Genomic DNA, 25,003 nt, shown 5'->3' with positions numbered 1-25,003 from the left:
TAATGTTGAGGTTACTTTGTCTTGCTTTGCTTCTTTGTATTTGTTGAATCTTTAAGGGCATCATGTAATTTCAATGATGTTGATCTGTTAGAAACAACTTCATTCAACTCATCAATACTCAGACCATGCATATTAGCTACTGATCCAAACTTTTTCATAAGCTTTTTCTTGATCTTAGGCCCAACACCTTCAACCCTATCTAGTAGCGAGCCTTTCATCCCTTTTGCCCTAGCGATCCTGTGGTGCTTCAGAGCAAAACGATGCGCCTCATCACGTAGTACCACTAGAAGTCTTGGCTCTTTAGTAAATACCTGTTCTGTACTATCTTCCCGATGTAACCAGAACATATCTTTTCTCCTTTTACCGCGTTTTCTTAGACTCCTTCCCTTGCTTATTCCCATAAGCGTTATCTCAGTCGGTATCTCCTCTGCAACTGCAGATATCTGTCCTTTCCCACCATCGATCAGTATCAAGTTTGGTTTATTGGATAGTGAGACGTCATCGGATATCGAAAGATGTTTTATCCGCCTTGATATCACCTCATTGAGCATTTCGAAATCGTCTGGAGTTTTCCCCTTGCGTATTTTAAATACTCGATATTGATCTGGTCTAAGCTCCCCATCAATAGCTACTGTCATGGAGCCATAGGCGTGATCTCCTTGTAGATTTGATATGTCATAACATTCGATGCGTTCAGGAAGTGGGATAGCAAAATCTTTCTGATATTTCTGAATGATCTTATGATTCTGTGTCTTCTTTTGAATTATGAAATCTGATTCACTCTGATAGTAAGGAATGTCCTCTCCAAGATGCTCAAGGTCATATATCTTATCCCTTAGTATCGCTGCATTTTCATAATCACGATCCTGACTTAGCTGATCCATCTGTTTCCTTAATTCTTTTATATGATTACGCTTACTACCCTCAAGGAACTTAATGACTCCTTCTATACTCTGCTGGTATTGAGACAAGGTATGGTCTCCAAATTTGGGGTTATTGCATAATTTCATTCGATAATACAAACACGGTTCACTCGGAGAATCACATGTACAGAAAGGATGGATCTGACGAATATATCTGAATATCTGTCGGGTAGCTCGACTATTTGGGTATGGTCCAAATAATCTACCCTTTTTATAATCTTTGAGATTTATTGATCTGAGGATAGACACTGTTGGTAGTTCATCTCTTGTGTTTATGTATATCCATGCGTAAGATTTGTCATCTTTCAGCATGATATTGTAGTGAGGCTGATTTTCTTTGATCAATGCACTCTCTAAAACTAATGCCTCTATCTCATTTTCTGTCTCAGTTACTTCGATCTTTTCGATCTGTTCGATCATCGGAATGATATGAGGTCGATCATCATGGATCTGGGTGAAATATGATCTCACTCGAGTTCTGAGATTGTTTGCCTTTCCTACATACAGAAGTTTTCCTGACTTATCTATGAATTTGTATATCCCTGATGTGTTGGGGATCTTGTCTAGTTGCCTTTCGATAGATAATTTTGCCACTAAGAGAATTTTTTAAGATAAGCTTCAGTCTGCTCATCGACCTGTACTGGACGGTCAAGATACACCGATCTTTCACTACTATCCTCATCAACTATAGTGATCTTAACAGGAACATCACCCGGATGTTCGCGAATGTACTGCTTTAATTCATTAATTTCCTCAACAGAATGCTTACTCGTCACTTTGAATGTGATGCCTTGAAAATTGGTCCCGTGTTTCTCTTCATCAACAACTTTTGCCTTCTCAAGTACAAAACTTATCTCATTATTATCTCTCTGATTCAATCGACCGGCAAATAAAGTTGGTTTATTGGGCTGAAGTTCATCTTGTAATTCGTCATAAGAGGATGGGAATACGACCATCTCTATACTACCTGTTTTGTCTTCAACTGTAAGAAAAGCCATATAGTCGCCTTTCTTTGTGGTTATTCGCTTTATATTTGCTACGATACCCCCTACTATATAAATCTTCCTTGAGGGTGGTTCGTGTATCAACCTCGAGATCTGGATAACACCTTTTGATTCGAAAAAATCATGCAGATCATCAAGAGGGTGACTAGTAAGATACAGCCCGAGAAGTTCTTTCTCCCATTCTAAACGTTGATGAACAGTCGTTGGCTCCGCTTCTTGCAGAACTGTAGGGGTTTCGATATGTGTCTTTATTTCACCATTACCAAAAAGATCGAACTGACCTCGCTCAGCGTCTTGATATTCTGACTTATATCTTTCATACAAATTACTCAGATTAAAGATCAGTTGATTGCGATCACCAAGGGTATCCATTGTACCGGCTTGTATAAGATATTCGATTGTTCGCTTCTGGATACGTTTTTTGACTATACGGAACAAGAAGTCATCAAAGTTGAGAAATGGTCCGTTCTGCTTTCTTTCTTTAACGATCTGGTGAATAACGTCCTCTCCGACATTTTTTATCGCTGCCATTCCAAATCTAATGTTCTCTTCATCTTCGATAGTGAATTTTGCATCACTCAAGTTTATATCCGGTGGTAAAACAGCGATTCCCAATCTCTCACACTCCTGCAGATCGATCACAACACGATCGAAATTGTCCAGATCCCCTTCTAGTAGTGCGGCCATGAACTCTAGCGGATAGTGTGCTTTAAGGTAACCTGTCCAATACGAAACCAAGGCATAAGATGCACTATGAGCTTTATTAAAACCATAATTTGCAAATTGTAAAAGTCTTTCCCAAAGAGCATCAACACTTGCTTGATTAAAACCTTTTTCAACCGCTCCTGATATAAACTTCGGCTTTTCCTTCTCCATTACATCCATCAATTTTTTACCCATAGCTTTTCTAAGCATATCGGCAGCACCCATCGAATATCCTGCAATATCTACCGCTATTCTGATGACCTGTTCCTGATACGTGATAACTCCGTTTGTGATCCTCAAGATCGGCTCTAGTTCAGGCATTAGATATTCGGCTTCCTTATCTCCATCCTTTACAGAGATGTACTCTGGGATAAATTGCATTGGACCTGGTCGATATGCCGCAAGGAGGTAACAGATCTCTTCCTGAGTAGCTGGTTTCAAACCTTTTATAGTTTTTCTCATACCTTCACTCTCAAGTTGGAAAATACCTACCGTATGTCCTCGTTGAATTATCTTGAACGTATCTTCGTCATTTGGGTCAACACTCATTAGGTCTACATCAATACCTCTGGTATCTTTAATTTTTTCTAATGCTTCACCAATTACAGCTAAATTCCTCAATCCTAAGAAGTCAAACTTCATCAGACCAACAGGTTCAAGGTCGAACATCTCATATTGTGTCATTCCGATACCTTCGTTCTTTGAATCTCTCTGTAGAGGTACGTAGTCAGATACTGGTGTGGGAGTAATAACAACACCACAAGCATGAGTGGACACACCTCTGCATAGTCCAGCGATCTTCCGAACTATTTCAGCCATTCTTTGAAGTTCAGGTGATGAATTGATAAGATCTGCAAACTCAATGTTGTTCTCGATCATATAATCGATGCTCCTAGCCTTACCGAAAAGGATCTCTACCATTTTACTTAGCTGATCGGCGACCTTAAGATCTATCCCTAATACTCGAGATACATCACGGATAGCTTGTCTTGTCTGTAATTTACTGAATGTACCTATCTGTTTTACATTCTCTTCTCCAAAATGATCGATCGCAAATTGGATCACTTCGTCGCGTCTTGCATCAGCAATGTCAAGGTCAAAATCTGGTGGTGAGTTTCTCTCAGGATTTAAGAATCTCTCGAAGTATAGCTCCCACGATATCGGCTCAAGATGGGTAATATCAGTACAGTAAGCAACAACAGATCCACATCCTGAGCCTCGCATTCCGACAACAATTCCATTATCCCTGCAGAATTTCACGAACATCCTCGTTACTAAGAAATAATCGTTATATCCTTTGTCATTGATTACAGATAGCTCAAAATCTATCCTTTCTTGCAACTCTCGAGTTATCTTGCCGTATTTCTTCTCTGCTCCTTCGTATGTTAGCTTACGCAAGAAAGTCTCAGAGTTCTCTCCTTCTGGTAATTCATCAAATATCGGTTCTACCCTACCGAAGGTGATATCAAATTCTTCTATCTGCTCTTTTATCTTTTGAGTATTTTCTAAGGCTTCAGGAAGATCTGAGAAAAGCTCTTCCATCTCCTCTGAAGTTTTTAGATACAGTTCCTGAGTTCCATAACTTCTACGTGTCGGGTCATCTAATGTTTTTCCGTCAGCAATACACCATAGTATCTCCTGGATCATTGAATCATCCCTATCCAGATAGTGAGCATCACAGGTGGCAACAATAGGAAGTGAAAGTTCCTCCGCTACTTGAAGTAACTGTGGATTCACATCATCTTGTTCTTTTAGACCGTTTCGCTGGATCTCGATATAGAATCTATCGGGAAACATCTCCTTGTACATAATGGCATTGTTCTTAGCCTTATCGTACTGTCCGTTCAATAGATCTTTGGCAACAACACCTCCAAGACATGCAGATGTGGCAATTAATCCTTTCGAATACTTTCGGAGATGCTCTACATCTATTCGAGGTTTGTAATAGAAGCCTTCCAAATGAGAAATAGAGAGTATCTTTATAAGGTTCTTATAACCCTCGAGATCCTTTGCAAGTAAAACCATATGGTTGTACTTATTGTCTATTCCGGCTTCTTTCATATGATGATCTCTAGGGGCGACATATATCTCACAACCTATGATCGGTTTTAGACCCGCTTCCTTCATCATCTTGTAAAACTTGTAGGCTCCATACATCACACCATGGTCCGTGATAGCACAAGCATCCATACCTGAGGCTTTAAGTTTCTCGATCAATGCAGGGATCTTTATCGTCCCATCAAGCAAAGAATATTCTGTATGTAGATGTAGATGTGTAAATTTCATAAATTCGTATAATTCATTATACTGATATTGAATAAGAGTCAAACCATTCTGTTATACTATGCATACAAAAGTGATAATATACCACTCAATTTAAAATGACCCTGACTCTACTGTGCGTAGGATAGTCGCAATAGCAAAAAACTTCATACTGATATTTATCCTTATCATAACATTCGTTCAATTTTGGTCTCCAAATCTCAAACCACGGATCGAATCAGTCCTGATAACTCTAGCTTCAGAAAAAAGGTCGACATCTACTCAGTACCTATCTGCTATCGCAGATCGTGAAAATTCTGCAGAAGCAGTAGCTGGGATCACAAATCGTCAAGCAGTAGATCCTAACGACCTTCCTCAAATAATTACAACAGATCCACGGATCATTGCAATGAGAAACTTCCTTATAGATTATCAAAGCCCTATGTATCCTTATGCAGATGTATTTGTCACTGAAGCAGATAAGGTTGGATTGGATTGGCGATTGGTAGCTGCTATTTCAGGTGTTGAATCAGCATTTGGCAATCTCATTCCATATAGATCTAACAATGCATGGGGGTGGAAAGGCGATCCTACGCGGGATTGGAGCTATTTCACTAGTTGGCGACAAGGTATCACGACTGTCACACAGCGTTTAGCCATAGGATACGGGACAGATCTAACACCTTTTGATATTGAAGCAACATACTGTCCTCCATGTGGCCTAAATCCAGCACATGCTTGGGCTAACGGTGTCAACAATTTCATGATCGAACTTGACTCATATACAAAAGACCTATAGTCCCATTGTGATATAATACACACATGGCTAAAATAGACCTTAAAAAGTCTGCAGGTTTTGACCTAGTATATGATCAGGGCTCGTTGATATCTCAAGACCTCACTGTGAAAAGATCTAAAATGTTCTCGATCGACGATATTCGAGAACAACTTCTAAATCGAGAGCTTTCTTATCCCGAGCACTGTTATACGAAATTTTACTCATTAGATCATGAGGGGGTGTTTGAGGAGAAGGGATTCAAAGTAAACATATATGTAATCCCACAAAATCTAGCAGGCATCGAATTCATCAAAACACGAGCACTTCGCGCAGATACTCCTAGGATCATGGAGGTTCTTTCTGGAGGAGGTACGATCATTGTCCAGAATTACATTAAAGGAGAGAATGATGTTATCGTTTCTAAGGTCAAACGTGATCAGAAGATCCTCATACCAAAGGGTTATGCTGTATCACTTATAAACACACGACAATCATCTTTCATCATCTCAGAGGTTATACCTATGGATGCGAAACTTACACCAGTTCTAGACGAGATGAATGGTATGGCATATTATGTAATCAGAAAGAATGCAAAACAGGAAGTTGTACGAAATCCGTTATACAAAGATGTTGTTAGTTATAGGAAAGTTGTTTGGGAAAAAATAGTACAAAATTACGGGATCACGTTGAAAACCCCCTTAATAAAACAGATACTACGTAAGCATGAAAAATTTGAATGGTTATATGCAAATTCTGGGATCACTATTGAGATCTAAAGGTCTTTCCGTTCTGTTTTTAATACTCTTTTACATCCTTCCACAACAAGTAGTTGCTGTAGAAGATAGTGTGACGATCTCATCCTCATTAACCTATGACCTAAGGGATCCTGGAGGTACAGTCGATGGAACTCTTCTAACTGTGGTCTCAAATAGTAGTGATTCACCAATTCCAATACGTACCATAACCATCACGTTGCCTACCACATCCCCATCTAAGATTTTGGTGAGAAGATCTTCAAAATATTTAGAAACAAAACTTAAACCGATCACAAGTGGTACTGAGGTGACGATCGATCTAAATAATGAGATCGCACGAAAGAATGATCCCATACTGATCCAAACAACCTATGAATTTAGTAGTAAGGACGATCCACAAGATACAATGATCACTCTTCCAACTAATTTCGGAGGTACTTCGATCTCCTCAGCTGAGATATTGATCCCCGAGCCTACCGAGCTTCATCTACTCAGTCCTTACTCTGATAGATCCTCACGTACTGACTATACAAAATACTTCATCGAGGAACCGAGATGGAATATCTATCTACTGACTGGCGAAAGTATTCCGTATAAATTCATATTAACGCATGAACTGACCAATCCAGACAGTATTTCTAAAAGTTTTCATATATCACTTCCTCCGTCAGACAGATCACAATTATTGTCGATCACGCAGATAACCCCCCTTCCTGATTCATCAAACGAAGATAGCGAGGGTAATCTCGATCTGATGTATACTCTACAGCCTTCTTCTACAGTATCAGTATCTATTTTGGGTAATATTACTAAAAAGATCATCTCAGAACCTCTACTATCAAATCCGTTCTTGAATCCTTTATACAGCATAGAAACTGGTTATTGGTCAATAACCGATCCTAACATTGAAGATCTCCCTACGATCACGAACTGGGGTGAAAGTACGCAGGGTGAGAGGAGTAGATTTATCGATTCTGTGAACTCAAAGGTGACAGAGTCCTTAGACATTTCGAGATCAACTGAGCTTACTTATCGCTTGGGTGGAGATGTTCTCTTGAAAGGAAATACTGAGGCTACTCCACAAGATTATGTCGATCTCACTCTAAGCCTCCTTCGCGAAAATAAAGTTCCTTCACGACAAGTGATTGGTTACACACTTGATATCATGGATGACAAAACTCCTGGCACTACTCATACTTGGGTCGAGTATTGGGATCCTCTCACAGGATGGATGCAGTTAGATACTTATGAAGCTGAGCTTTATGGTAATAACAAAAGCAATGACTTTGTACTAAGTAGGATCAACCTGATGTATAGAGGTTTGGATCCTACATATCCACAATTCAACAGCTACACCATTAAGGAGCTTTCGTTAACACCATTGAACCAACCCTTTTCCCCTATCGATTCGATAGGATTATCCGCTTATACCCAAGAAGCAAGCATATTTGATACAAATTCATCATTTACTATTGAGATATTGAATAATGGAAGCACAATAGTCAGATCTGCAAATATCCTTATAGATGGGGTTCTGAAAGAGACGCTACCGGATCTTATCATCCTACCCGGTCAGACTTTCACACATAGTATACCCATTTCTACAAAAGCTCCTGAAGATCTAGACATCCAGGTGAATACTGTAAGTGATCGCGGTACAACATTACAAGACTTTGTTTCTGTGACACCTCAGATCTCATTTCCATGGTGGTGGGGTCATATGATAAATATTATCAATCTGATACTATTTGTAGGAATGATATTTTTAATTCAATTATTCTCCGAGAAGATCTATGGACGGCTTACTCGTAAATAATGTAATCCTTATACTACTTTTAGTAATAGTTGGTGGTGGAGTATTTCTGGGTTTCATTATGAAAAAAGCTTCTCCCAAAAAGAGGCTCATACTCGATAAGCTAGATATGCTACGCGCCCTATCTTCTATCAATGCTACTTCAGAAGCTGAGTTAAGAGATCTTGTAATAAGAGCGGATAATATAACTGCTGATTCTTTTCATTCATATTTCGGAAATTCAGGTACTTTTGGAGATAATCTAAAAAAAGCAAAGTACTTATTCACTTCTATCGAGTATAATAAGATATGGGATGCTCACAAGATACGAAACAAGGTAGTACATGAGCAGTACGCACCTAATAAAAGCGAAGTTTCGGAACTACTTTATACATTTGCAAAAGCTGTAGGTAAGTTATTATAAGAAAATAGTTATGAAAAATTTGTCTCTACTGTTAGCGATACCGATACTTTTAGTCTTGCTCAATACGGTGTTTGATCCTTCTATTGTTTCCGCACAGAAAGATGATACGCCACCTGATGGTGCGGAAGAAATTCTTCAAGATCAAAATGTCTACGATAATTCACCTGATATTCCAGAACAGATGGATAGTATTGATACAACCACAGACGAGAATGGTAAGATCCTAGACCCATTTTTTGTTGATATATCTGTTGGTCCACAATCACCATGGAATGGAAAAGTTCCTTTGACAGTAACGATCCGTTCAAAGATCGACGCTAGCAGGACAGAGGTAACATGGGAATATGGATATGGGGTGAGTATAGACGATACAAAGTATAAGAATTTCTTCCCACTACCAAAAGATACAGAGACCACAGTCACGGGTTACCTCAAACCAGCTCAATCAGGTCCATATACCATAACGGTCAACGTGACAGATTGGGGCTATGGTAGAAACTATTCCTCAACAGACACTGTACGTATCGACATAGATGAGAACCTCTTAGTCACTCCAAGTCATCCCAATAGAGTTATGTTGGTGATCATTCGAGTTATCGTGTTGATATTACTTGCCATAGTTTTTCTCGTTATTATCTATTTCTTAGGGAAAAAGTTCTTAACATGGCTCAAGATCTGGCTCAAACCACCCCAAATATAATGAATCGAAGATTGATGGTTGTAATTTATCTCACGACTCTGATATTTACAGCCTTTGTGATCGCACTAATTGTATGGGTCATAGATCGTCAGGATGGACTTATCACGGTTGATGTGGAAACTTACGAACAGCTTTCCTCACAGATATCAGATGGAAATGAAAAGCTTAATCTGATCGATGACAATATCACCTCTTTGAACGAGACCCTTGTTTCAGCATCTGATCTTGATGAGAGAAAGAACTTACTGGCTGATCTTTCTGCGCTTTATACTCAAGCCATCCTGATAAACGAACAGATATATTATGAATACGAGCAGATCGCCACTCTAGATCTAGCTGATGAGTATATATTTGATGCTGAAAATCAATTGATACGACTTGATAGTGCCACAGAAAAATACCGTATAACTCTTGAACGGATAGATAGGGAGAGGTTTACGATCGATTTCAACAATTCCTATCAGAGCGCACTTACCTGTTATGATGGTATCGATCTTAAAGAAACTTCGGCGATCATCTCATCAGAAGTCACTAAATGCCATAGACTTTTAGATGATGCGCGTCTGATCATTGAACCATATAGTGCACATTTAACTGTCACAAGGGAGTATTTACAGCTTATCAGATCATACTGGGATACAAATGTGCAATTATACTCTGCAATTGAAGCTCAGGATGAAGCCAAAGCCAATCAGTTACGAACGGAGATCGACAGTATAACCACTCAAAGACAAGAAAAAGAGCCGTTGTCCTCTGCTGAACTCGACTCTTTCACAAACGGTACAGAATGATGCTCATTCTTCGGGGTATCGCAATTCCTTTTTCAGCTTGTTTATCTCCTTTGTAAGCTTTTTTAGTGTATTCTCGATACTTTCTAATCTCTCGTCTAAGCGTATATTGTTGCTGTCAGATAAGAAGAAGGATAAGGGCCGTTTAAGTTCTACAGCAATACGATTAAGGGTTTCGAGTGGTGGAAGTGTTCTTCCGCTTTCATATGCGCTTATAGCTTTATCAGATAATCCAAGAGACATACCCAATTTCTTTTGTGATACTCCAGCTTTTTCCCTATATTCTTTTATTTTTTCGCCGATATGAATTTCCATCCAACCGATACCATTAACTTAATCACTGCACAGAGAAAAGTTCTATTATCTTGTCTTTCAAGCTTTTTGTTCGTTTTTTAATCGCTGAACTCCCAATACTGTCAGAAAACATCGGAACTGAGAAACCGGCTACTGATGAAGTGTCAACCTCCTTTTCTGTATGTAGACCAACTGGATCTGAACCAGATCGATTATCCGGATCAAGAGTCGTTGTATTAGAATCATCAGTCGGGAGTGATTCGTATTGGTCGTTTGTTGTTGACTCAACATCGAGCTTTTTACCAGTATCATGATTCTCTATAAACTGTGGTATTGAGGATTTGGGGCTTTGGAAGCTGTATGGATTGTTTTGATCTCTACGTAACTGTTGTATTAATCGATTCTTTTCCTCAAGAAGATCTGCGAGACTACTGAATTCTTCTAGCTGATCTTTTATTTGTCCCTCTAGCATTTTCACTCTAGTCTCAGCTTGTTCCGCTCTATCCTTCATCTTTTTATAATCCTTCCCATCCTGCAATAATTGGACGTGCTCTTTACCTACCAGTAGTTGAGCTATGATCTCATTCTCTCCAAGTGTGCTGTATTTATAGTAGTTAATATCACGAGTATCTGGCTTTCTATTTAACACATCCTGATATACTTTTTCGATCATTTCAACCCTTTCAGCAGGTGTCAGCTGTTTTGGTGGTTGATTTGCATTAGGATTACCCCAATTTTGCTGACCTCCTCGGGGATCTGCGCTCCAAGGGTCAGACCACGGATCTGCCCACGGATCTGCACCTATGGAATTGGAACCAAATCCACCTCCGCCGAGATCATTTCTAAAACCTCCTGTATTGCCTCCACCAAATCCTGCACCCAATCCTCCACCCAATCCTCCACCAAACCCTCCAAGACCCATATTCCCTACAGTACCTTGTTGCATCTGTGCACCACTTGATCGTTGTTGCTGACTTTGGTTTTGCTGATTGTTTACTTGCTGATTGTGTACTTGCTGATTGGGGGCTTTCTGGGTAGCGGTTTGCTGGTGGTTAGAGACTGGTTGTTGATCTATCTGTTGCTGTGGAGTGGCCTGTGGGTTGGTTTGTTGTTGTGTAGAGGTATTTTGTTGGGCATTAGTTTTTGGCTGTATAGCGTCTTGTTGCTGATCATCACTACTTGAGACTTGGTGAGAAGAGTTGGTATCTGGATTTTGTAGATCAGTAATAATATTCAGGTGATTGGTATCATTATTATTGTCGGCAACTGAGGCTTGGTCATTCTGAAATTCAGCAGTATTTTTTTCTTCGGATTGGATCTTTGAAGAGGTTCCGCCCTTTTTTGGTCGTGCATCATCTACTAGAGCGGAACTTTTTTTTGTTGAGATCGATACAGTAGGAGATTTGGGAACATTTTGTGAAGGATCATCGTTAGTTTTGCCGGTAATTGAAGGTGGCTTAACTGTTCTCAAAGGAGTATTACTACTATTTTGGATAGTGACATTTGTGGCAAAATCATCAGATGAGTTTGCTTTCTTAGTAACTGTAGGAAGTTTTATATCTTTCATAACAAGTACTAATATTTAGTACTTTATTATAGCAAAAAATGGCTCTAAGATACAGGATTATACTTACTCTACAGAAAGTAGCTCTATTTCGAACACAAGTGCAGATCCTCCAGGAATTGCAGGAGGTCTACCCTCGGGACCATAACCAAGTTCAGAAGGTATAGTGATCTTCCTTACTTCTCCTACTTTCATACCCAATACACCTTGTTCCCAACCTTGGATCACTTGACCAGATCCCAATGTGAATGAAAAAGGTTGATCTCTATCCAGAGAGCTATCAAATTTTGAGCCATTGAGCAAAGTACCAGTATAGTGAACTGTTACTGTGTCACCCTCTTTTGCTTCTTCTCCATTACCCTCTGTTATGATTTCTGTAAGTAGTTCTTCTACATCCTCGCCTTGAGGTGTATCAGTAGTAGACCTAGTTGAATCTGTTGTATTGTCGACATTCGTACCTTGTTGTGCAGGAGTTTGGATATTTGTATTTAGAAGTAGGTAGAAGACAAGTCCTGTAAGACCGATAACTGAGATCCCAAACATAATAGTATTTTTATTCATATTAGATTATTAAGAATTAAATTACTAAGCTCTTAAGTTGCAGACCGCATCAACAATTCCACCAAGATCCCACTGATAGGTCTCATTTCATTTTGAAAATCTTTAGAGTAAAAATTCTCAAAAAGCGGGAGACGGGGGTCGAACCCGCAACCTTCTCCTTGGAAGGGAGACATTCTAGCCAATTGAACTACTCCCGCATATTATCGATCCTGCGATTATTCTTCACTGACAGGTTCTTGTGAAGATGTATCGGATGTAGATCCGACTTCTTCTGCAACAACTTCTGCTTGATCTTGAGCTTCTGTCTGATCTGATAGTTCTTGTTCTTTTTCGACAATTTTCTGGTCATCTATAGGCATAAGCTCTGAACCTTTTATCTTCATTGCTTTTCTACCGATACGATCTCTCATATAGTAGATCTTTGATTGTCTTACTTTACCACGCTTAACTACCTCGATCTTTTCTAATGTTGGAGAATGAACAGGGACTATTTTTTCCACACCTACACCAAAAGAAATCTTTCGAACTGTCACTGTCTGATCCATCCCACTACCTTTTATAGCTAATACGATCCCTTCAAAAATCTGGATCCTGGATTTTTCACCTTCTGTGATCCTCATATGAAGTTTCACTGTATCGCCTACTTGCATATCAGGACGATCTTGCAGTTGAGTTTTTTGAACTGTATTAATGATATCTGTGTTCATTATCTTTCTGGAAATATCTTATCTACTAACGGATTGGGGAGATTATAGAATAATTTACAGAAATGTGCCACAATGAATTTAACTATTGTCGGAATGCTATATGAATGAAGGTCTACTTTCCCAAAAAGTGATGCTAATAATTATGGACGGATTAGGTGCTGCCCCTGTAGATAAAGGGAATGCGGTGACTCTTGCCAGACCTGAAAATCTCATAAGATACTGGGATTCGTATCCACATACATATCTTCAAGCCTCCGGGCCAGCTGTAGGATTACCGGAGGGAATATACGGCAATAGTGAGGTTGGCCATCTTAACATCGGTGCAGGAAAGGTCATATTACAAAACTTACCCAAGATAAATCGCGCTATCGAGACTGGGGCATATTATTCCAATACAACACTTCTTTCAGCACTACAACACGCCCAAACAAATGGTTCGAACATACATATCATAGGATGTTTCAGCGACGGTGGAGTACATTCCCATATAGATCACTTTTTAGCTACTCACAAATTCTTTGTACAAAGAGCAGTAAAAAACCCCATATATTTCCACTGCTTTACTGATGGACGAGATAGCCCTCCAAAAGAAGCACGAAGATTCTTCCAGATCCTTAACAAGCAGATCAATGATACGGGATTTGGACATATTGCTTCGATAATAGGGAGAGCATATGCTATGGATCGAAATAACAATTGGGATAGAACAAAATTAGCATATGACCTACTCACTCTTGGTAAAGGAGAATTGTTCAACAATTGGGAAGATGCTCTTAATAATTCATATCTCAAAGGTTTTACAGACGAATATATCAAGCCCTCAATTATCAAAAAAGACCAAAATGTGCCTGTCATCACAAGTAATGACGTTATTCTTTTCTTGAACTATCGTGCTGATAGGGCATTACAATTAACTGAGGCGTTCTTATCTGAAAGATTTGATTCATTCCAGACAAAAGCATTACAAAATATCTTCTTTGCATCTATGGTCTCATACCGAAAAGATTATCCAAATCATGTGATCATGCCAAAAGAATATGTAAATCTTTCATTAGGTAGGATCATTTCTGAGAATGGAATGAGACAACTACGTATCGCCGAATCCGAAAAGTTCCCACATGTGACTTATTTCTTCAATGGTGGTCTTTCTATCAAGTATTCCGGTGAAGATAGGATCGAGGTACCATCACCAAATGTACCTACTTACGATCGAAAACCCGAGATGAGTGCTATGGAGATCCTTACGATCCTTAAACAACGACTGAATCTGAACATCTATGATTTTGTTGTCCTAAATCTAGCAAATACTGATATGGTCGGACACACAGGAAATCTTCAAGCGTGCATCAGAAGCGTACAAGTCGTGGATCATGTCGTCGATCAGCTCGTAAAGCAGTTCACCTCACTTGGTGGCACTGTTATCTTAACAGCTGATCATGGGAATGTGGAGGAGGTGATCAAAGTTGGTACAAATGATATCGATACTGAGCATTCACTCAATCCCGTACCGTTTATGATCATAAATAGCTCTTTGAAGAAGGACAACCTCCCATACGGTCAATTATCAGATATTGCTCCTACGATATTGGATCTTATGAATATCAGGAAACCAGATGAGATGATGGGGCGATCCCTCCTACCAGCTAACTTATAGTCGGTAGGAGTTTTCAGTTACTCTTTCCCTAATAAGGTTTTTCAATTTCTTAACTAAAGCTGATTAGTTATTAATGGATCTTTAATAGTATTTTTAGATGGATCCTACGGTTATAGAAGAGAAGATGCTGATCTCTGGAATTGGTTTGGATTTCCAACCCCATGCGTGAGCTTTATATCTGAAATAGTGTTCATTAGACATTAAATTCACCAGAACGTATCTTCTTTATATTGGAATATCCGAGAGAAACAGCAGGGATCAGAAATAAGATCGCCATGAATACCAATTGCTTACTATCAAATGAATTGATTGCTACTTTTTCTAATTCCAAGCCATCTTGAGCTGTATTTATCACAAACGGGTATACCTCTCTGAACGATCCGATCACCAATCCCAATATCACAGACATGAAAACTGCTATATGATTATCCATGAGGTGCTTGATCAATTTTGAGGATATTGCTAATCCGCTTATAGAACCTAGTGAAAAAGCTGTGATATTGATAATTATTTGTAGGTCGAAATTGAAAGTAATGATGTCTTTGATATTGGATATCACGCTGTAATAGACCCCAAGTACCAAAAGAATAAACGACCCGCTGAGTCCGGGTACGATCATCCCGGAAAGAGCTGTAAACCCGGCGAAAGCTAAGTATATTGGACTTGGCTGTGATATATCAACATTTTGCATACCTAATAAGTACCACGACAATACTGCAAAAACAGCAGTAAAAAGATACAAAACGTATTTTTTATCAATGTAATGTATCGGAATAGGAATAACCGCTACCACAAGCCCCATGATGAACGCTAGTGCATAGTGCGGGGTATTCTCAAAGATTCCCATAACCACAAATGTAAGCGCGATCGTACCGATAACAAGTCCCACAGTAGCAGCTCCTATGAATGTGATGTCCCATCCTTTAATGATTTCGGATAATTTTGTTATCTTTCCTTTTCGTAGATCAGAAAGGATCTTCTTAAACGAATTCATTATCACCGCGATCTGTTCGATCCTCTTCTCGTATACTCCTAAAAGCAATGCGACAATCGAACCATTGATAGCCGGAAGTATCTCAGCTGCACCCATAAGAAAGCCGTTCAAGAAATTTCTCATAATTATATCGTTATTAAAGTATTTTTGAATTATATAGCAGGTGACAGATAACCCATAGTATGCTATAATATGAAGTTGGTATATTACTTTTGTAAGAGATCCAACGATGACATTATCACTAAAAAAGAGAATATTATCAATCACTGCAGGTACACTGATACTTGGTAACTTTGCCTCCTTAGGTATAGAAAATCCACAGAATAATAGGTTCTACTCATCACAACCTGTGTATGCTATCGATGCCTACGAGGCAACTATAGCGCTAGAAGAATATAAGGTGGCTTACGAGACCAAGAACTCTGCTGAGATCGAACTACGTTTGAGAGATATCGACCTGAACAAAGTACAGGTCGAAAAGATCAGAGCCTATCTTGAAAAAAGAGGTGCTCCTTTATCTGCTCATGCTGAAACATTTGTACGAATGGCTAAGAAGTACGATCTACCTTATAACCTCATGCCAGCTATCTCAATAATTGAGTCTAGTGGTGGGAAATATAACTACAGACCCTACAATTATGCAGGGATGGGCGGTCAAGGAAATGCAAAATCTTTTGCGAATTATGATGAAGCGATAGAATTTCATGCTACATTCTTAAGAGCTGGATATTTTGATAAAGGGGCTGACACACCTGAAGAGATCGAAAAATACTACTGTTATCAATGTCCTACATGGGGAGAAAAAGTACAAGGTGTTATGAATGCAATAGATTCAATGTAAATTACCATAAGCATTAGTCTGATAGTACAAAAGGGACATTCAAACTGTCCCCTATTTTTATTCCCCAAAGATCAGATAGCCCTCCGTTCAACTCTAAAACATATCGATAATGCATGGGTGGTACATAGGAAGTACATTGGATTGTCGGCTCACACGGTTGTGCATTCTTATTTATATCTACGATCCTTAAATTCTGGTCGATAAAGATCATATCCAAAGGTATTAGCGTGTTCTTCATCCAAAATCCGTGTCGAATATCACTCTCAAATATGAAGAACATACCTTCATCAGTAGATAAATCAGTAACGCCCATCAATCCTTTCTGACGTTGGGCATCTGTTCTAGCGATCTCGACATTCACATCAAGATCCTTATCTGCTGTTCTTATTGTGACTATATCTATACTACTTATAACCTCAGGGTTGACTACCCTACTCTGCTGTTTCGAGTAGATAAGTACTAATAGAGAAATTATGAAAACTACAGTTACAACAAACAGGAGCTTTATAAATGTACTGCTTTTCATGATTGAACTGATGATATAATCATATCAATGAAAAAGAAAGTATACGTAGGGATGTCAGGCGGTGTAGATAGTTCTGTTGCTGCATATCTCTTATTAAAACAAGGTTATGAGGTTATCGGTGTCTATATGAAGAACTGGTCAGGAGAAGGTTATGGCCTTGAGGACAACTGCCCGTGGGAGGAAGATATTCAATTTGTCACAGCTGTATGCGAGAAATTACAAATTAAGCTTAAGATCTACAACTTTGAGCGAGAGTATAGGGAGGCTGTCATCGAAGATTTCTTTGAGCAGTATCGTTTAGGCAACACCCCAAATCCCGATATTCTTTGTAATAAATATATTAAATTTGAAGCTTTTCTAAACAAAGCTCTAGATGACGGTGCCGATATGATCGCCACAGGTCACTACTCAAAAACAGATCTGGGACGATTGTTCAAAGCTGTCGATACAACAAAGGATCAGACATATTTCTTATCTGCACTTAATTCTATTCAGCTATCAAGTACTATATTCCCATTGGGAGATCTGACCAAAAAGGAGGTGCGTCAAATTGCACATGAGAACGACCTAGCCTCAGCAGATCGACCTGATAGCCAAGGTATCTGTTTTATTGGTGAAGTTGATATCAAGCAATTCCTGTCAATGAATCTAACCGTTAAACAAGGCGATATCGTGGATATTGATACAGGACATGTAGTTGGAGAACATGACGGAGTGTGGTTTTACACATTGGGTCAACGGAGAGGTATCGGGATCGGAGGTACATCGCAACCGTACTTTGTAGTAGGCAAAGATGTCAAAACAAATACCCTTTATGTAGGTATGGGCAGAGATCACCCTACTCTATGGCAGAAACAGATAATCGTAGAGGAAGTCCATACTATCAGTACTAGTACAGATCTGACCAAGATACAAGATCTTGAGGCGATGATAAGATATCGAGGAAAACTAAGTCGAACGGAGATATCTCCCTTAGCTGAGAACAACGGGCGATATCTACTGACATTTTCAGATGCTCAATGGGCACCTGCACCTGGTCAAAGTGTCGTTTTTTATTGTAGCAATGAGTGTTTAGGACTTGCCAAGATCGTTTAGATGTAGTATATTTCGCTTTGTTACTTCGCATAATGTCCATATGCAAGACTTTTATCAATATCTGAACCCGATCCACTCCTCTCTGGAGAGGATATCCGATACTTCTGACCTTTCTCCAAAAAATCCTTTAGAAAAAGTTGAATTTGAATACCTAAAGGATGTTATATTGCCCTTGGCTGAGGATCTAAAGGCTGGTGTATCTCATATTGATAACCTATCGGAACAGATAGAGCATATGATCTGGGTTATCGATAATGAGACAGGAGATGATAAGACTGAAGCTATAGGTCTTTACAACAAGCTTATACAACAGATGCAGGATCTAGTCGATAGATTAAATCGCTTGTTTGATATTCTCGATACACCCTATTTCGGTAAGGTGATCTTTGAACGAAAAGCCGGTGAGGGGTTCTCAAAGACAACTATGCCTGCATATATTGGCAAGTTTGGCTATTTCGATAAATCAACGGGCAAAGCGCTTATATCAGACTGGCGTTCGCCTATTGCAAATCTCTACTACAATAATTCCGGTCCTCAAAAAGGTGTCTCTTTTGTTAGTCCTGTTGGAACTCAGCATGGGGATCTGACTGAAAAACTGCAATTTGATGTATCCATGGGTCGTATTCGAGAGATCTACAAAACAGAAAGTGGAAACATTGCTGTAGATGAATTTTTATTAAAAGAACTTAAGCAGAGATCCGGCGAAAAGCTCAAGGAGATAGTTTCAACCATACAGGCACAACAGAACAACATAATCCGAGCAGATATTGACTCACCGTTACTTATACAGGGAGTAGCAGGATCAGGAAAGACCACGATCATACTTCATAGGATGGCCTATCTTATGTATGCCTATCCTGAAAAGATATTACCTAAGAGGTCCTTAGTGATAGCACCAAACAAGCTTTTCATTGATTATATTTCTGATGTCCTTCCGAGTCTTGGTGTGAAAGGAATGCAACAAAATACATATCTTTTCTGGTCAAGGGAGCTAGTTGCTTTAAGTGACAAGCATGTCATAGATGATACAGAACCGATAGAAGTTAAAAGCATCAAAGGTTCAATACTTTACTATGAACATATCAAGTCTTATCTTGAGCAATTCATTGAGAAATTCTTTGCAAATATGCCTACGACAGCTGCACCTTATGTGGAAGAATCTTTTTATGAGATCAGGGAAAAACATCCGGAATTACCATTTAAGGAACTTGTTGATCTCGCTGTAGAATCAGTATTTTCAACTAGAACTCTCAACCGATCCTTTTCAGAGTCACTATCCAGATCAGGAGCGGATAAAGAACGTGAGAAACATATAAAGGATTATATTCGTTCGAATTTGAACGTATATAACATCTATCTCGCATCTTTCAAGGATAAACATCCTAACAACACACCACTTACCAATGAACAATGGATGTTGATAACCCGAGCTTCGACCCAAACAACACGAAAGAACAAAGGTTTTATGGGTTATGCAACATCTGACCTTGCACCACTTGTTATGATACGGGATTTTCTATTTGGTACTCTCAATGATATGTACGATCACATACTCATCGATGAGGCTCAGGATCTCAGTCCGTTTCAAATAGCTACATTAGTTGTTCATGCGAAAAAGGGTAATGTCACGATAGCTGGTGACACCGCACAATCTATCATTCCTCCTTTCCACTACAAAGAGTGGTCGGGTTTGATCGAATTCCTTTCGAATATTGCCGGGCTAGAAGTGCAATACCATGACCTAAATAAGAGTTATCGTTCAACACAGCAGATCATCGAATTTTCAACTAAGATATTAGCTTCAGAATTCCCTAAAACATACAAGCTTCCTGAAGCTGTCCTGCGTACCGGTGACGATGTTATCATTGATAGAACTGATGATATCATAAAGAATGATCCAGAGGCTTTTAAGTCGCTTCTCAAAGCTATCAAAGAAGAGATAGAAACAAAAGCTCCCTCTGTAGCGGTTATATGTAGAGATGACATACATTCTGATCTTCTATATTCTCTCATTTCACAAGAAGATCTCGGATTGCAGGTATATTCTCATCAGATGGAAAATTTTCATGATGGTATACAGGTACTTCCTGTGCGCATGGCTAAGGGATTAGAATTCTCGTCTGTTATCGTAGTCGATCTAGCAAAGGAATTTTATGATAACGAAGAAGAAGCTCGTTTACTATACGTATCTTTCACAAGAGCCTTGCACAGATTACGCATAATTGCACCAAAGTCCGGTGTCAGCAGGTTTCTGGATTCAATCAGCTAAAGCTTCGTTTAATCTATCGAGAACGTTATCTCTATTTACTATCAGGTAATTCCTCTTTTTCGCCAACTCCTCCGCATCATATTTGGGCTCATAAAGGAAGGAGATATCGACTTGATCCAGTATCTCAAAATCTGCAACACTATCTCCCATTCCAAATGTTTTTTCAGTAGTTTGCAATAAGCTTTTTGTGACTGATCTCTTTTTGTTCTCATCAATTATTGTCGTAAAATCGCCTGTAGCTATATTCTCATCAAAATGAAACTCAGTACCAAAGAATGAGTCAAAGTCCAACAAGTCCTGTGCTTCTTCAAGCAAGAAATCCCAACACCCAGATACAACGATCGTCAGATATCCATTATCCTTTAGAATACTTATAAATTTCTTTGACCAGGGGAAAAGAAGTTTCGTCATATCAAATTCCTCTCGAACAAATCTCACTATATCCGTCCTTTTTAACCCTTCATAATATCTTCCAAAAATCTTCTTATCATCTCGGAACTTCGTATTGTAATCTATGTATCCTTGTTCATAATTTCCTTGTACTTCTTCGATCTCTTCTCTCAAACCGTGCTCGATCAAACCCTTCTCTTCCATCAGAAAACCAAGCTCGTATCTTGAATAACCTTCTGAAAGAGTATTATCATAGTCTAGTATTGCGATATTCATGATATGATTATTATCTTATGAACAGAATTAAAACAGCTTTAGAGCTACAAGTAAAGTTCAAGCAGTGGATAACATATAGAACACGCAGGTCATTACCCGCAGTTCTATTTATTGGTGTCTTCATATTTCTCGGTTTATCAATGATAACTGATATGTCAGGGACCACAGATGAAAAGTACCATCTAACCCGAGGTATCATGTATCTAAACACAGGAGATCCAAGGATCAATCAGCACCACCCTATGTTATTCAACACTTACTATGCAATTCCTACATTATTTGACGACGACCTAGTAATTCCTTCTGAAACAGACCCTTTATGGGTCAACGCTCAAAAAGATTCTATCTCTGATGAGCTAGTGAAAATGAACGGTGGCAAGGTACTTTTTTCACAAAATGTACTGTTCGGACCCAGAGCACTAGCAATTATGACCTCTGCATTCTTGCTTTATGTGATTTTTCGATTAGTCGAAAGATCGTATGGATATAAGATCTCTCTTATACTATTGGCATTCCTATCATTAAGCCCTACAGTCATTGCTCATTCGGCACTTGTGACAACAGACGCCCCCGCAATGTATATGATCTTTATTTCAACACTTGTTTCAGCCGAGTTGATAAAAGATTTTCCAAATAAATGGGATCGTACAAAAACAGTTCTTCTCGTATCAGTTCTTACTACAGCACTTCTAACGAAATATACCGCTGTTTTCTCTGTTTCTTTGATACTGATCATATTTTTGTTAAAAAATTGGAGAGTTACGAAAGGTGGTTTCAAAAAAAAGATATCTCTGACGGTCAAACATCTCTATGGACTACTATTTCCAATCTTTCTGTTGATATTTACTGCATACTCGTTTCAGATCGGTAGTATGTTTGACATGACCTACGGAAATCAGGCAAAAGTATTTGCGAATGTCGATGGATTTAGGATCTTTTATCAGGTACTTCCTTTTCTAGAAAGGCCGTTGAAATTCCTCTTCTACCATATTCCCCTACCATTCCCTCAGTACATCAATGGTTTCTATGAGAACGTCTTTAAACACAATATCTTCGGTCATGACTCATTTCTGCTTGGTCAATTCAGTAAACGGGGGTGGGTATACTATTTCCCAGTCACTTTCATTGTAAAAGAGTATATAGGTGTAGTTATTGTTGTACTGACAGGACTAATTACATACCTCTACAAATATCTGAGTAGATCAAGAAATTCACATAAGAACTCTATCATAAACAGAAAAACAGTAATGGTAGCAGTACCGATCCTGTTAGCCTTCTTGTCTCTATCTAGTTCGATAAATTTAGGGATCAGACATTTCTTACCGGTATATCCATTTTTATTCTTAGGTGTTTTGATATGGCTTTCTGGCCAACTTAACCCAAAGCTATTCAATATCATTATCATCATACTAATCACAGGAAATATCATCGCCCTAGCAAGGCAGTATCCTTATTATCTTGAATATTTCAACGTGATCACAGGAGAACCCGGAGAAGGATATAGATTCGTGCGAGATAGCAATTTCGATTGGGAACAGAATGAGATCCGCATTCAACGATACATAACAGATAACCCTGATCTTATCATCACGAGGGATCCTATGAATTTCATCTACTCTGATGCAATAGTCATATCAAAAGAAGATCTTTATCCCAAGCCATCTAAAGTAAATAGTGAGATCCTAGAACTTCAAAGACTGTATGAGATAGGTAATGACAGTGTAAAGATCGGGAGAACACACCTGGTCATCTTCAACGATCGGCCTGTTGACCGGTAACAATGTCGCGTATACCGTATTCTGTAATTTCGGTACGAGAGCTCATGCGAATAAATTCGATCATTACTCCAAACAGTAACGATACCCCTGCAAAAAAGCCTAACATCAAGGTTGCAACTCCCAGTAAGATCGATAGCTCTCCACCCCAAAAGATCAGAGTACAAATTGCTGTAACAAAAGCTAATGAAAGACTTATGATACTGATCCATCCAAATAGGTAAACCGGTGTTTCAGAGAAGAAGTTATACAGTGCAACAACTGACATATCAAATAAGCCAGCTTGTATGCGATTTTTCAAATTGAAATTACTCTTACCAAAGATCCTTTTACGATTTTCGATAGGAACTTCTGTGATCTTATAACCTTTTGCTTGTAACAATGAAGGAATATATCTGTACCACCTACCTTTTAAATTCAATCGTTTTGCGACATAAGACTGATAACCCTTAAACCCACAATTCATATCATGAACATCTGTACCTGTGATCAATCTTGTAAATGCATTGCCTACATATGATTGGAGAACATAAAATGCACCATCCTTTCTCTTCTGTTTATGTCCGACTACCAGATCGTAACCTTCATCAAGCTTTTGGATGAATTTATGAATATCGGCGGGGTTATCCTGATAATCAGAATCCATCTGGATTATGTATCTTCCCTTTGCTCTATGAAAACCGATCATATACTGAACTGTCTTGCCACTTCCGGCTACTCGTCTATCAGATAGCCTGATCCCTGTGAAATTATCATACTTCTTGGCATACTCAACATAAACTGGATAGCTGGGATTATCAGAAGGAGTATCGATCGCAATTATCTCAAAACTCTTATTGAGTTTACGCATTTCATTGTATATCTCCTCAAGAAGGACTTTTACAGATTCGCCTTCATTAAGACTCGGAAGTATAATACTTACATCATATTGATAATTCTTCTCCATTTCGTTTCATTAAGAAATAATACAAATAATACCCTACAAAGCCGGTCAATTCACCCAGTATGAATACTATTCGAGCCGCTAAGGCTATCACTACGGCATTTTCTATTGAATAACCTAATGCATTAGTTAAAGCAAATACCATAACACTCTCTCGTACACCAGCTCCACTTGGAGTGACAATTGCAAGGTATCCAGCAGAATATGCGAGTGCATTTACAGAGATCAGACTCGGTATGTTCAAGGCGTTTAGATCAATTACAGAACTTACTACCAGTACAAAACTCAAGGAGTATATGATCCAGGAGAGAGTATATCTGCCAAGCATTTCTATACGGACCTTTGGAGAGAGTCTCAACGGTGTGGCTTCCTTTTTAGCTGCCTCAGGTAGCTTTTTGGCAATTTTGCCTTCGAATACTCTTTCTAAAAGATCGTTCCTCAGAAGTATGAACAAACCAACAACAAAAGCCACGACCATCAATCCCAGTACGCTATATGAAGCAAATTGTGTTTTTAGTACGGCATAACTCCCAATGAAGATCCCTAATGCTAGATATACGATATTCTCAAAGAACCATCCCCATAAACTCTTAAACATTGGTATTCCGTAAGGCTTATTGAGGATCGCCCTTCCCATTATTCCTACGACATTTCCGGGAACATATCGCATCAGATAAGATTTCAGATAAACCCTCATTTGCTGATCTAATTTTGTCTGCTCGCCAGATCGTTCGATCAGATAATCCCAATTCAGACCATTCCATATATTATGAGTAGAAAATAGAAGTGTTGCAGCTAATAAATAAGGATAATCTATCTCTACGTTTCTGATCTGCTCTAGATTACCACCCAACTTTGAGTATATGAAATATCCAACAATCGCATAGATCGAATACTCAAGGATCTTCTTAACAATTCGTTTCTGTTCTTTAGTGAATTTCATAAAAAATATGTTTAGTTATGTTTCTGCATACAAAATGACA

The 25,003-nt window shown here is 38.8% G+C and carries 22 protein-coding genes and 1 tRNA gene; 11 read left to right on the top strand and 12 right to left on the bottom strand.

Features of this window, described 5'->3' with window-relative positions:
• Positions 1-11 precede the first annotated feature (11 nt).
• Both H6763_00855 and dnaE read right to left on the bottom strand, forming a co-directional pair.
• Complete coding sequence (locus tag H6763_00855) at positions 12-1,517, bottom strand: GIY-YIG nuclease family protein (protein MCB9803358.1); 1,506 nt, start codon at positions 1,515-1,517, stop codon at positions 12-14.
• A complete protein-coding gene (gene dnaE / locus H6763_00850) occupies positions 1,517-4,918 on the bottom strand; it encodes a DNA polymerase III subunit alpha (GenBank protein MCB9803357.1) in 3,402 nt (1,133 codons plus the stop codon). The genes H6763_00855 and dnaE overlap by 1 nt, the downstream gene beginning before the upstream one ends.
• A 112-nt stretch (positions 4,919-5,030) precedes the next feature.
• Between dnaE and H6763_00845 the strand changes: the two genes are divergently transcribed.
• Genes H6763_00845 through H6763_00820 form a run of 6 tightly spaced genes read left to right on the top strand, consistent with a single transcriptional unit; the run spans position 5,031 to position 10,134 of the window.
• On the top strand, positions 5,031-5,693 hold the full coding sequence (locus tag H6763_00845; protein ID MCB9803356.1) for a hypothetical protein: 663 nt from the start codon (positions 5,031-5,033) through the stop codon (positions 5,691-5,693).
• 23 nt (positions 5,694-5,716) lie between these two features.
• A complete protein-coding gene (locus H6763_00840; GenBank protein MCB9803355.1) occupies positions 5,717-6,448 on the top strand; it encodes a hypothetical protein in 732 nt (243 codons plus the stop codon).
• On the top strand, positions 6,396-8,243 hold the full coding sequence (locus H6763_00835) for a transglutaminase domain-containing protein (protein ID MCB9803354.1): 1,848 nt from the start codon (positions 6,396-6,398) through the stop codon (positions 8,241-8,243). Before H6763_00840 ends, H6763_00835 begins: the two co-directional genes overlap by 53 nt.
• Positions 8,221-8,643 (top strand): hypothetical protein, encoded by a 423-nt coding sequence (locus H6763_00830; GenBank protein ID MCB9803353.1) that lies wholly within the window; start codon positions 8,221-8,223, stop codon positions 8,641-8,643. The genes H6763_00835 and H6763_00830 overlap by 23 nt, the downstream gene beginning before the upstream one ends.
• Positions 8,644-8,653: 10 nt before the next feature.
• A complete protein-coding gene (locus tag H6763_00825; protein ID MCB9803352.1) occupies positions 8,654-9,343 on the top strand; it encodes a hypothetical protein in 690 nt (229 codons plus the stop codon).
• Positions 9,307-10,134, top strand: a complete 828-nt coding sequence (locus tag H6763_00820; protein MCB9803351.1) for a hypothetical protein — start codon at positions 9,307-9,309, stop codon at positions 10,132-10,134. Before H6763_00825 ends, H6763_00820 begins: the two co-directional genes overlap by 37 nt.
• 3 nt (positions 10,135-10,137) lie before the next feature.
• Here H6763_00820 and H6763_00815 read toward each other — a convergent pair whose 3' ends face one another.
• From H6763_00815 to rplS, 5 genes are all read right to left on the bottom strand, one after another.
• Positions 10,138-10,446, bottom strand: a complete 309-nt coding sequence (locus H6763_00815; GenBank protein ID MCB9803350.1) for a helix-turn-helix transcriptional regulator — start codon at positions 10,444-10,446, stop codon at positions 10,138-10,140.
• Positions 10,447-10,468: 22 nt separating this feature from the next.
• Complete coding sequence (locus H6763_00810) at positions 10,469-11,992, bottom strand: hypothetical protein (GenBank protein MCB9803349.1); 1,524 nt, start codon at positions 11,990-11,992, stop codon at positions 10,469-10,471.
• A gap of 63 nt (positions 11,993-12,055) precedes the next feature.
• Positions 12,056-12,532 (bottom strand): FKBP-type peptidyl-prolyl cis-trans isomerase, encoded by a 477-nt coding sequence (locus tag H6763_00805; protein MCB9803348.1) that lies wholly within the window; start codon positions 12,530-12,532, stop codon positions 12,056-12,058.
• 141 nt (positions 12,533-12,673) lie between these two features.
• Positions 12,674-12,747: transfer RNA gene (locus H6763_00800), tRNA-Gly, on the bottom strand.
• A gap of 18 nt (positions 12,748-12,765) precedes the next feature.
• Positions 12,766-13,257 carry a 50S ribosomal protein L19 gene (gene rplS / locus H6763_00795; GenBank protein ID MCB9803347.1) on the bottom strand — a complete coding sequence of 164 codons (492 nt, stop codon included), beginning with the start codon at positions 13,255-13,257 and terminating at the stop codon, positions 12,766-12,768.
• A gap of 100 nt (positions 13,258-13,357) precedes the next feature.
• Here rplS and H6763_00790 point away from each other — a divergent pair, with 100 nt between their 5' ends.
• On the top strand, positions 13,358-14,911 hold the full coding sequence (locus H6763_00790; GenBank protein MCB9803346.1) for a 2,3-bisphosphoglycerate-independent phosphoglycerate mutase: 1,554 nt from the start codon (positions 13,358-13,360) through the stop codon (positions 14,909-14,911).
• Positions 14,912-15,104: 193 nt separating this feature from the next.
• On the opposite strand, the gene H6763_00785 is transcribed toward H6763_00790, so the two are convergent.
• On the bottom strand, positions 15,105-16,028 hold the full coding sequence (locus tag H6763_00785; protein MCB9803345.1) for a DUF368 domain-containing protein: 924 nt from the start codon (positions 16,026-16,028) through the stop codon (positions 15,105-15,107).
• A 106-nt stretch (positions 16,029-16,134) separates the two neighbouring features.
• Between H6763_00785 and H6763_00780 the strand changes: the two genes are divergently transcribed.
• Complete coding sequence (locus tag H6763_00780; protein MCB9803344.1) at positions 16,135-16,746, top strand: glucosaminidase domain-containing protein; 612 nt, start codon at positions 16,135-16,137, stop codon at positions 16,744-16,746.
• 13 nt (positions 16,747-16,759) lie between these two features.
• On the opposite strand, the gene H6763_00775 is transcribed toward H6763_00780, so the two are convergent.
• Positions 16,760-17,272, bottom strand: coding sequence for a DUF192 domain-containing protein (locus tag H6763_00775; GenBank protein ID MCB9803343.1), 513 nt, complete (start codon positions 17,270-17,272; stop codon positions 16,760-16,762).
• A gap of 27 nt (positions 17,273-17,299) precedes the next feature.
• On the opposite strand from H6763_00775, the gene mnmA reads away from it, so the two are divergent.
• Both mnmA and H6763_00765 read left to right on the top strand, forming a co-directional pair.
• Positions 17,300-18,367: a tRNA 2-thiouridine(34) synthase MnmA gene (gene mnmA / locus H6763_00770; protein MCB9803342.1), complete on the top strand. Its 1,068-nt coding sequence runs from the start codon at positions 17,300-17,302 to the stop codon at positions 18,365-18,367.
• A 40-nt stretch (positions 18,368-18,407) separates the two neighbouring features.
• Positions 18,408-20,636: a UvrD-helicase domain-containing protein gene (locus H6763_00765; GenBank protein ID MCB9803341.1), complete on the top strand. Its 2,229-nt coding sequence runs from the start codon at positions 18,408-18,410 to the stop codon at positions 20,634-20,636.
• On the opposite strand, the gene H6763_00760 is transcribed toward H6763_00765, so the two are convergent.
• On the bottom strand, positions 20,625-21,302 hold the full coding sequence (locus H6763_00760; GenBank protein ID MCB9803340.1) for an HAD-IB family phosphatase: 678 nt from the start codon (positions 21,300-21,302) through the stop codon (positions 20,625-20,627). The genes H6763_00765 and H6763_00760 overlap by 12 nt on opposite strands.
• A gap of 17 nt (positions 21,303-21,319) precedes the next feature.
• Between H6763_00760 and H6763_00755 the strand changes: the two genes are divergently transcribed.
• The gene (locus tag H6763_00755) at positions 21,320-23,080 is read left to right on the top strand and encodes a glycosyltransferase family 39 protein (protein MCB9803339.1); all 1,761 of its coding nucleotides are present in this window, start codon (positions 21,320-21,322) and stop codon (positions 23,078-23,080) included.
• On the opposite strand, the gene H6763_00750 is transcribed toward H6763_00755, so the two are convergent.
• On the bottom strand, positions 23,055-24,023 hold the full coding sequence (locus H6763_00750; protein ID MCB9803338.1) for a glycosyltransferase: 969 nt from the start codon (positions 24,021-24,023) through the stop codon (positions 23,055-23,057). The two genes, H6763_00755 and H6763_00750, sit on opposite strands and share 26 nt — an antisense overlap.
• Positions 24,001-24,963: a flippase-like domain-containing protein gene (locus H6763_00745; GenBank protein MCB9803337.1), complete on the bottom strand. Its 963-nt coding sequence runs from the start codon at positions 24,961-24,963 to the stop codon at positions 24,001-24,003. The genes H6763_00750 and H6763_00745 overlap by 23 nt, the downstream gene beginning before the upstream one ends.
• Positions 24,964-25,003 lie beyond the last annotated feature (40 nt).

The organism is Candidatus Nomurabacteria bacterium, from assembly GCA_020632395.1.
Taxonomy (GTDB): Bacteria; Patescibacteriota; Dojkabacteria; order SC72; family JAHDCA01; genus JACKFQ01.
This window is presented reverse-complemented; position numbering and strand designations above follow the sequence as displayed.

What these genes read in the sequence shown, in the direction of transcription:
- H6763_00760 (MCB9803340.1), bottom strand. Translation starts at nt 21,302, where the DNA reads ATGAATATCGCAATACTAGACTATGATAATACTCTTTCAGAAGGTTAT.
- H6763_00820 (MCB9803351.1), top strand. Translation starts at nt 9,307, where the DNA reads ATGGCTCAAGATCTGGCTCAAACCACCCCAAATATAATGAATCGAAGA.
- H6763_00825 (MCB9803352.1), top strand. Translation starts at nt 8,654, where the DNA reads ATGAAAAATTTGTCTCTACTGTTAGCGATACCGATACTTTTAGTCTTG.
- H6763_00755 (MCB9803339.1), top strand. Translation starts at nt 21,320, where the DNA reads ATGAACAGAATTAAAACAGCTTTAGAGCTACAAGTAAAGTTCAAGCAG.
- H6763_00785 (MCB9803345.1), bottom strand. Translation starts at nt 16,028, where the DNA reads ATGAGAAATTTCTTGAACGGCTTTCTTATGGGTGCAGCTGAGATACTT.
- rplS (MCB9803347.1), bottom strand. Translation starts at nt 13,257, where the DNA reads ATGAACACAGATATCATTAATACAGTTCAAAAAACTCAACTGCAAGAT.
- H6763_00840 (MCB9803355.1), top strand. Translation starts at nt 5,717, where the DNA reads ATGGCTAAAATAGACCTTAAAAAGTCTGCAGGTTTTGACCTAGTATAT.
- H6763_00830 (MCB9803353.1), top strand. Translation starts at nt 8,221, where the DNA reads ATGGACGGCTTACTCGTAAATAATGTAATCCTTATACTACTTTTAGTA.
- H6763_00805 (MCB9803348.1), bottom strand. Translation starts at nt 12,532, where the DNA reads ATGTTTGGGATCTCAGTTATCGGTCTTACAGGACTTGTCTTCTACCTA.
- H6763_00775 (MCB9803343.1), bottom strand. Translation starts at nt 17,272, where the DNA reads ATGAAAAGCAGTACATTTATAAAGCTCCTGTTTGTTGTAACTGTAGTT.
- H6763_00810 (MCB9803349.1), bottom strand. Translation starts at nt 11,992, where the DNA reads ATGAAAGATATAAAACTTCCTACAGTTACTAAGAAAGCAAACTCATCT.
- mnmA (MCB9803342.1), top strand. Translation starts at nt 17,300, where the DNA reads ATGAAAAAGAAAGTATACGTAGGGATGTCAGGCGGTGTAGATAGTTCT.
- H6763_00835 (MCB9803354.1), top strand. Translation starts at nt 6,396, where the DNA reads ATGAAAAATTTGAATGGTTATATGCAAATTCTGGGATCACTATTGAGA.
- H6763_00815 (MCB9803350.1), bottom strand. Translation starts at nt 10,446, where the DNA reads ATGGAAATTCATATCGGCGAAAAAATAAAAGAATATAGGGAAAAAGCT.
- H6763_00745 (MCB9803337.1), bottom strand. Translation starts at nt 24,963, where the DNA reads ATGAAATTCACTAAAGAACAGAAACGAATTGTTAAGAAGATCCTTGAG.
- H6763_00750 (MCB9803338.1), bottom strand. Translation starts at nt 24,023, where the DNA reads ATGGAGAAGAATTATCAATATGATGTAAGTATTATACTTCCGAGTCTT.
- dnaE (MCB9803357.1), bottom strand. Translation starts at nt 4,918, where the DNA reads ATGAAATTTACACATCTACATCTACATACAGAATATTCTTTGCTTGAT.
- H6763_00765 (MCB9803341.1), top strand. Translation starts at nt 18,408, where the DNA reads ATGCAAGACTTTTATCAATATCTGAACCCGATCCACTCCTCTCTGGAG.
- H6763_00780 (MCB9803344.1), top strand. Translation starts at nt 16,135, where the DNA reads ATGACATTATCACTAAAAAAGAGAATATTATCAATCACTGCAGGTACA.
- H6763_00790 (MCB9803346.1), top strand. Translation starts at nt 13,358, where the DNA reads ATGAATGAAGGTCTACTTTCCCAAAAAGTGATGCTAATAATTATGGAC.